General features: G+C 32.6%; 6 protein-coding genes and 3 tRNA genes. 5 read left to right on the forward strand and 4 right to left on the reverse strand.

All coding sequences use genetic code 11. The features are described from left to right. Positions 1 to 96 precede the first annotated feature (96 nt). From EZH24_RS04415 to EZH24_RS04425, 3 genes are all read left to right on the forward strand, one after another. Positions 97 to 172 (forward strand) — tRNA-His (locus tag EZH24_RS04415). 37 nt (positions 173 to 209) lie between these two features. Next, positions 210 to 283, forward strand: a tRNA-Arg gene (locus EZH24_RS04420). Between the two features lie 109 nt (positions 284 to 392). Further along, positions 393 to 1,643 carry a tetratricopeptide repeat protein gene (locus tag EZH24_RS04425; RefSeq protein ID WP_137997914.1) on the forward strand — a complete coding sequence of 417 codons (1,251 nt, stop codon included), beginning with the start codon at positions 393 to 395 and terminating at the stop codon, positions 1,641 to 1,643. Positions 1,644 to 1,657: 14 nt separating this feature from the next. Here the strand turns inward: EZH24_RS04425 and EZH24_RS04430 are convergent, their stop codons facing one another. Continuing rightward, on the reverse strand, positions 1,658 to 2,752 hold the full coding sequence (locus EZH24_RS04430; RefSeq protein ID WP_137997915.1) for a M15 family metallopeptidase: 1,095 nt from the start codon (positions 2,750 to 2,752) through the stop codon (positions 1,658 to 1,660). A 57-nt stretch (positions 2,753 to 2,809) separates the two neighbouring features. Then, positions 2,810 to 2,882, reverse strand: a tRNA-Val gene (locus EZH24_RS04435). Between the two features lie 337 nt (positions 2,883 to 3,219). On the opposite strand from EZH24_RS04435, the gene EZH24_RS14895 reads away from it, so the two are divergent. Next, a complete protein-coding gene (locus tag EZH24_RS14895) occupies positions 3,220 to 4,290 on the forward strand; it encodes a hypothetical protein (RefSeq protein ID WP_201798561.1) in 1,071 nt (356 codons plus the stop codon). 120 nt (positions 4,291 to 4,410) lie between these two features. Here EZH24_RS14895 and EZH24_RS04445 read toward each other — a convergent pair whose 3' ends face one another. Together EZH24_RS04445 and EZH24_RS04450 are read right to left on the reverse strand one after the other, a co-directional pair. Further along, the gene (locus EZH24_RS04445) at positions 4,411 to 5,574 is read right to left on the reverse strand and encodes a hypothetical protein (protein ID WP_236847067.1); all 1,164 of its coding nucleotides are present in this window, start codon (positions 5,572 to 5,574) and stop codon (positions 4,411 to 4,413) included. Continuing rightward, positions 5,571 to 6,608: a bifunctional heptose 7-phosphate kinase/heptose 1-phosphate adenyltransferase gene (locus EZH24_RS04450; protein ID WP_137997916.1), complete on the reverse strand. Its 1,038-nt coding sequence runs from the start codon at positions 6,606 to 6,608 to the stop codon at positions 5,571 to 5,573. The genes EZH24_RS04445 and EZH24_RS04450 overlap by 4 nt, the downstream gene beginning before the upstream one ends. 171 nt (positions 6,609 to 6,779) lie before the next feature. Here EZH24_RS04450 and EZH24_RS04455 point away from each other — a divergent pair, with 171 nt between their 5' ends. Continuing rightward, positions 6,780 to 7,781, forward strand: a complete 1,002-nt coding sequence (locus EZH24_RS04455; RefSeq protein WP_137997917.1) for an Ldh family oxidoreductase — start codon at positions 6,780 to 6,782, stop codon at positions 7,779 to 7,781. Positions 7,782 to 7,806: the final 25 nt, after the last annotated feature.

Genomic DNA, 7,806 nt, shown 5'->3' on the forward strand with positions numbered 1-7,806 from the left:
CTTGTAGCTCAATTGGATAGAGCAACAGCCTTCTAAGCTGTGGGTTACAGGTTCGATTCCTGTCTGGCGCGAGTGATTTATCCGTTTATATAATATGGCGAATGTAGCTCAGTCGGTTAGAGCGCCAGATTGTGGATCTGGATGCCGCGGGTTCAAGTCCCGTCTTTCGCCCATTATTCAATATTTTCTTCCATTTAATTTATAATAAAGCGTCTGTGGCTCAATTGGATAGAGCATCGGACTTCGGTTCCGGCGGTTGGAGGTTCGAGTCCTCTCAGACGCGATTCTAACTCTTAATAATTTATATAATTTTATAACTATAATCGATTGATTATTTCTATAATTATTTTATAATATTCAGATAATTATATAAATAAAAATTGTATTAATAGATGAAAAGCGCTAATGTAAAAAAATTAAATTTTGCTATGCTGATACTGTTCCCAGTAATAATGCTTATATTTTTGATAGTATGCAATATTTATAGCCTAAATTTAAATCAAAATATAACGAGAGAACTTAATATTTTTACCAATTCATTATCTTCAAATATTGAAAACAGATATATGGAAATGGTATCTCAATATTTCGGAGAGCAATTAGAAGAGTCAGATAAGGCGGAAGAAATTACGAATTTAGTAAAGCAACAAGTTCGATTAGGAATAAATCCCAATTTAAGCAATCTTAAATTTTCAGTGGAACAGTTGATTGGAAATAGTTTATTGGTAATGACTTATGTGGCTTTATTTCTTTTGGTTTTAATGTTCGCTTTAATATTATTTATAAATTATACGAATAATAGCATAGCAAGTAATAATACCACAATCATTACAAATACCGCAAATAATATTAATAACGATAACGATATTAGCATTATTGAAGAAAAAGAAACAAAAAATAAAAAATACGAAGATGACAAGGATTTAAGCAAGGAGAATAAGGAATATATAGATAATCTTCCAACAATTATATTAAAAAAAGCGGAAGATAAAAAATTAAAAGAAATAGAGAATATGTATAAGGACTTGGTAGCTGAAATTAAAGGCTCTAAAAACGAAAAGGCTTTGGAAATACTCGAAAATATTTTTAGTATAGACGATAGAAATTATATGGCTTTAAATGGAGCGGGAATTTTATATACGAAAATGTATAGCAAAAACAATAAGAGCATATATTTCAGAAAAGCGGATAAATATTACGAATCCGCCATTTCAATTTACGACAATAAAGACACTTTAAATAATAAGGGCGTTTTATATTCCACAAGATACGGAAAAGAAAATTCCGATTACGATTATAACACGGCTTTAACAATATTCGACAATATGATTTATTCGAGCGACAAAAAAGATATTATATTGTTAAACAATAGAGCTACAATATATTTGGCGAAATACAATATAACGGGAAACAACGAATTGTTTGAAAACGCTTTGAAGGATTACGATAAAATAATCGAACTTGACGAAAATAATATATCGGCGTTAAATAACAGAAGTTCTCTCTATTTCGACAAATACAAAAAGACAAACGACATTCAACTTTTCGATAAATCTATAGAAGATGTCCGCAAAGCATTTAAAGTAGACTCAAACGAAGCGCTTTCGAGCGATGAAGGTCCTATATACATTTATAAATACTAATTTTATTAAACTAATCAATATAAACCGTATCTTTCGATTAAATCGTAAACGGCATTTTCATCGTCTTTTATTCTATTATAAATTATAAGTTCGGGACGATATTCAAAATGAATCGTATCGTAATTATTCCATTTTCCGCCCCAAATAAAACCATGCTTTTCAAAAATTTTAATCACTTCTTCGGGAGGATGCCATCTGTCTTCGTAAGGCACGGCATACCAATTTTTATTATTTACTCTCGTCCATGCCCAATATGTTTGTTTTCTTCCGTAGTTTCTCGCCAAAGTGTCGAAAGCCGCTCCGTAGCTATGATAACTTCTGCTCGAACTTTTTGAGATTGCTCTCCATAAATATCCGCTTACGGATTTAAGAGAAGACAAATAATTTTTAACTTCGGCGTTAGTTTGAGATATAGCCAATATTTCCGCATTCGCGTTCGCCAAAGGTTTTGCGATAAATCCATGCAATTGAGTTCTATAACCCAAAACGCTCATATTCGTAATATTTTTAATCATGGTTCTCGAACTGTATCCGTCATATAAAGTATTTAAAAATTTATCATTAACGGTTTCTCTTCTGTTTATTCTTTTCCTAAAATTTTCTTCGATTTCTCTCGTTCTTTCTTCGGAGGCTTCGGGAAGTCTCGGAAGTTCTCCTAAAGAATAATTATAGAATAAAAAATTAAGATAATCGTCTTTATTTGGCAAATCTTCGTCCGTTAATAATTTTCCGTCCGCCCAATTAAACCAAATATTATCCAAATAAAAACCCAATTCTCTATTTCTTATCATAGGAGCTGAAATTCTATTCGAATAACCCAAATGCAACGAAATTAATTCCACCGTTCCAGGACGAATTATAATATTGTTTCTTATTCTATTTCTTTCAGCTCTTAATTTATTTTCTCTCGATGAATCGTTTATTTTTGCGGAGATATTGACGGTATAATTCATGTATATTATTAGAATTGAAACTATGGATAAAATTATTATAGCGATTATAGAAGTCAATACCGTTAACCTTTTTGAAGTAAATTTTATTATAAAACTTATAAAAGCGAATACTAAAAGAATCGCCCCGATTATAGAGATATATTTCAAAATAGTCATATAAACTAAATTCAACTCATATTTGAATTTTTAATCATATCAGAAAGCAGAAGACTTTGGGCGATGACGGGATCGAACCGCCGACCTAGTGCTTGTAAGGCACCCGCTCTCCCAGCTGAGCTAATCGCCCTCGCATTTTGAAATGACTTGAATATTTTAACAAATAATTAAAAAAATGTCAATAGTTAAAAATATTATTTTCATTTATGTTATTTAAATCTTGAGCGGAATTTTTTCAATGACAAAATCTAAACTATTCAATAATAGAATTATGACAACTTATATAATAACTTTATACAATTTTGTAAATTTTTTTACTTTTTTTCAATAAAAATAGGCTAAAACTCGCAAATACGAAATCTTTTACTTGATTTTTTTAAATAAATTTCTTATACTATTGATATGAGAATGGAATTTATAATCTAAATATAAAATCCTTATGATTTCAATTTTAATGGAGGCTTCAAATGAAAAAGCAAATAATTTCAAAAACTATCGCATCGTTAATCATGTCGATTATTTTAGTCGCAGGATTCGTTGCTTGCGAGAACGAAGTTACAGAGCCAGAAAAATCTATAGAATATATCTACATTGAACCTGAGCCAGACACTGAACCCGAACCAACTCCTGAACCTGAACCAATTCCTGAACCCGAACCAATTCCTGAACCCGAGCCTGAACCTGAAAAAACTTTTCCCGAAGATACATATATGTGGATAAGACGTCCTTTTGGAACAAATGTGAGAGTGTCTTATCAAGATACGGAGACATTAGACGAACTTTGGAAAGATGTGATTGACAGAACCGATAGATATCCAAGAGACGGCAAAAGAAGAGGGTATCTAAAAACGGAAAATACTAGAGATTGGGTAGGTAAGAAAGGAGGAAATTTCTACTTTGATAACAACTATAATATTCGCTGGGAGAAGAAATCCGAATGGGTAATGAAAATATTCAGAGGCGGAGCAATCATTAAATATTTAGCGGGACTTAGAGGCAACTCTACGCCTTCTGGAATGGACGCTAAAGGAGGCAGAGACTATAACGGACGCTGGGCTATAGCGGGGCTTTATAGTTATGGCGTAGGCTGGCATTCGCATATTAAAACTTTATCTATGGAAGATGAAACTAAAGATTATGCAAAAATATTTTTCGGTCAGGGAGGTCCTGGAGACGGCAAATACGAATCGATGACGGATTATAGAGAAGTCGGCAAAACGGAAGTATTGGTATTGCATGAAGGAATGGCTTTGGATTTGGGAACTGGATTATGGGAAGTGGGCGGTAAAAAGGCATGGAACTTGCAAGGAAAGACTGGTTGGACGGGAGTGTCTTATGCGGCTCAAATATATTTGGATTTACATGACAGAGGCAGCGGATTCTGGAAACAGATAAGAGGACAAAATCCTAACGAATATATGGGTAGATTTGAGGAAAAGGGACCGCATCAAATTTATAAATGGGGATTCCGTTTCGCTTTCGACAGAGTATATAGTTTTGATGTAGGATATTCTGGCAGCAGTGGAACGAAGTGGTAATAAATAAAATAATATGATATAATTTTTACAAGTTTCAAAATGTTTAGGGCTTGCTCGTTAAGGGCAGGCTCTTTTTTATATATTTGGAATGCCACGAATTTATCTAGCAATGACAAATTTTTAATAATTCTGAAATCTTATTTTATCGTTTTCAACCGAAAAACCGTAAATTGAATCGTTAAAAATCTTTATTCCTCGAAGTTTATTCAGTCCGTCAGTTCCCATATATTCTTTACTATAATTTTGCGACAAAAAAGGATTCGTTCTTATAAAAAAATACATTCCGTTTTCTATTCCCGTATAAGTCACTCTTCCGCTCGAAGAAATTCCAACGGCTAAAGAATTGTCTCGAGACGGGATTCTATATCCTTCCGCCAAATTAAAATTATTTATTTCCGTAGTATATATAACATCGTCTTTATGTTTTCCGTTTTCTATATTCATTGTAAGTATAGCTATTACTTCTTTTTCCGCGACATAAACGCAATCTATTATTTCTCTGTAAGACATAGTATTTGTGTCGGCGTATTCTATAGTCGAAAGCAAATATTCGTTTTCCATTTTTCCCGTATTCATGTCGTAAATATTGATAATCGGAATTTTATTTCTATCTCTTTTCAAAACTGCAAATTTATCGTTTGTAAGCGAAAATAATTTTATTAAAGATTCGTATTCGTTTTCTATTATCGAATCTATATTGTATAAAATTTTTCCTTCTGGAGATATTTTATTTAAAGAAACAAAACCGACTTTAGTATAATTCGTATTCGTTACCGTAATCGTATAAGTTCCCGTGCGCGGATTGTCGTCTCCTTCGACTGTCGGGCTTTCTGACGGCAAAGTTATCGTTATATTTGAAACTATTATATTGTCTATAAATCTTGAATCATATCCCGTTATATAAATATTTTGATTATCGTCTATTAAAGATATTTTTGATTTTTCCAAACTATTATATTCCAAATTAAAATTTCTAATATTGTTTCCTTCCGCTATTATCACTCTTGAATTCGACAAATCGAGCGCGTAAACGATATTGCCCTCTATATAATAAAAATCTCCGAAATAATACTGCCCGTTTACATTATAAACTTTTGGGCTGTCCAAATCGACTATATCGTTGCTGTAAACCGTTATATCTTTATTAAGTTCCAACTCGGCTATAACTTTTGCGGGAGTTATCGGAGGTTTAGGCAAACATGCGATAATGCAAAATAAAATGAAAACCGAAATAAACGAAAATAAAACTATTTGAATAATTTTTTTTTGTTTTTTATTTATCATAAAGCCTCTGTCAATTCTTCCAAAGTCAAAGTCGAAGTTCCTCTTTTCCCAACCACAATTCCCGCCGCCGCGTTTGATATTTCCGCCGCTTCCTTAAACGAAAAACCAACCGAAAGACACATTCCCAAAACCGATATTACCGTATCGCCAGCTCCCGAAACATCGAAAACTGTTTTCGCTCTCGTAGGAACGATATAAGATTCTCCTTTTATAGTTTTATCGAATAATGCCATTCCGTTTGCGCTTAAAGTTATCATTAGTTTTGAAAGTCCCAATTTTTTTATTATGCTTTTTCCCAAGATGTCAATATTTTTAGGATTGAATTCGTAGAAATTTAATTTGTTGTCTATTTTTTCTATTCCTTCGAGTCCTTCAATAGCTTCTTTCAAATTCGGCGTCATTAAAGTCGCTTTTTTATAAAATGAAAAATGTTTTATAGCGGGGTCGACAAGAACTGGAACTCTTTTTTTATTGCATATATATATTATTTTTTTTGCCGTTTTTTCGGTTATAATTCCTTTCGCGTAATCGCTCACTATTACCACATTATAATCGTCAATATTTTTTATAAAAGATTTTTCTATTTCTTTATAAATCGATTTTGAAAAAGGACTCGTATCCTCTTCGTCTATTCTTACTATTTGCTGGTTTCCCGCCACAATTCTCGTTTTTGTTATCGTTCCTCTGCTTTCGTCCGTTATGATTCCCGCTTTCGATATATTATAGCGATTCGTCTCTTCGATTATAGAATCAGTCGATTTATCTTTTCCGATTACGGCAATAATTCCAACTTTTCCTTTGTTAGAGAACTTCGAGCCTTCGAGTAAAGCGGATATATTTCTTGCGACATTTCCCGCTCCTCCCAAATAACTTTCTTCATGCTTTACATGCAAAACTGGAACGGGCGCTTCTGGAGATATTCTTATCACATCTCCGTAAGTAAATTTATCGAGCATCAAATCGCCGATTACCAAAACTCTCGCTTCCGTTATTTTTTCAACTTTATTTTTCAAATCCGATTTTTCCGTTTTCATTCTAAAAATAAAACCTAATTTAATTTTTTGTTTAACTTTTAAGAATTATTATAACATAAACTTATTTAAATTGTAATCGTAAATTTTTGGAATATGATTATCGTTTCTATTGACTTTTAATTTTAATTATGTAAACTTATAAAATATAAAATTCTAAAGGCATAAAAATAAATGATAACCGTAAAATACGAAGAATTAAAAAAAGCGACTTTTAATAAATTAAAAAGTGCGGGAATTGACGACAAACAAGCGGAGATAATAACCGATATTCTTTTATATTCCGACATAAGAGGAATTCATTCGCATGGCGTTTTGAGAGTAGAACATTATATTAATAGAATGAAAAACGGAGGAATAAATTTAAATTCTAATTTCAAAATAAATGTTTTAAAACCTTCTTTTGCCTCAATGGACGCGGACGGCGGATTTGGACATGTAGCCACAAAATACGCTATGGAATGGGCTATAAAAACGGCAAACGAACAGGGAATAGCTTTAATCGGAATAAAAAACAACAGCCATTGCGGAGCTTTGGGATATTATAATAAAATGGCGATAGACGATAAAAAAGTTTCTCTTATTATGGTTAATACCGACCCTTGCGTTATTCCTTTCGGCGGCAAAAAATCTTTCTTCGGCACAAATCCCATAAGCTACGGTTTTCCCGCAAAAAGAGATTTTATATTGGGAGATATGGCTACAAGCAAAGTTTCTCTTGGAAGAATATTTACGGCGAGAGACAATAACGAAACCGTGCCGTTGGATTGGGGAGTGGACGAAAATGGAAATCCTTCTTCCGACCCGAATAAAATAAAATATGTAGTTCCATTCGGCGGAGTCAAAGGCTATTTAATAATGACTATGGTTGAAGCTTTTACTGGACTTTTAATAGGAAATGTTTATTGCAATAACTTGGTTAAAATGTATGGAGATATGGATAAAAAAAGAAATCTCGCGACTTTTATTTTGGTTATCGAACCTTCGCTTTTCAACGATATGGAAACTTTTTTGAATACGGTTCAATCGTTTATAGACGATATAAAAAAAGAGCCTACTTTTAACGAAAACGAAACTATATCGATTCCAGGCGAAAGAAAGGAAGCCTGCGCCGAAAATTACGTGAAAAACGGAGTTCCATTATCGGAAAATGTTTATAAATATATTTTTGAATAATTTTATAACTTCATTTTATTGAAGT

The sequence above is a fragment of the Brachyspira catarrhinii genome (assembly GCF_005518285.1).
Taxonomy (GTDB): domain Bacteria; phylum Spirochaetota; class Brachyspiria; order Brachyspirales; family Brachyspiraceae; genus Brachyspira; species Brachyspira catarrhinii.

What these genes read in the sequence shown, in the direction of transcription:
- EZH24_RS04425 (WP_137997914.1), top strand. Translation starts at nt 393, where the DNA reads ATGAAAAGCGCTAATGTAAAAAAATTAAATTTTGCTATGCTGATACTG.
- EZH24_RS04430 (WP_137997915.1), bottom strand. Translation starts at nt 2,752, where the DNA reads ATGACTATTTTGAAATATATCTCTATAATCGGGGCGATTCTTTTAGTA.
- EZH24_RS14895 (WP_201798561.1), top strand. Translation starts at nt 3,220, where the DNA reads ATGAAAAAGCAAATAATTTCAAAAACTATCGCATCGTTAATCATGTCG.
- EZH24_RS04445 (WP_236847067.1), bottom strand. Translation starts at nt 5,574, where the DNA reads ATGATAAATAAAAAACAAAAAAAAATTATTCAAATAGTTTTATTTTCG.
- EZH24_RS04450 (WP_137997916.1), bottom strand. Translation starts at nt 6,608, where the DNA reads ATGAAAACGGAAAAATCGGATTTGAAAAATAAAGTTGAAAAAATAACG.
- EZH24_RS04455 (WP_137997917.1), top strand. Translation starts at nt 6,780, where the DNA reads ATGATAACCGTAAAATACGAAGAATTAAAAAAAGCGACTTTTAATAAA.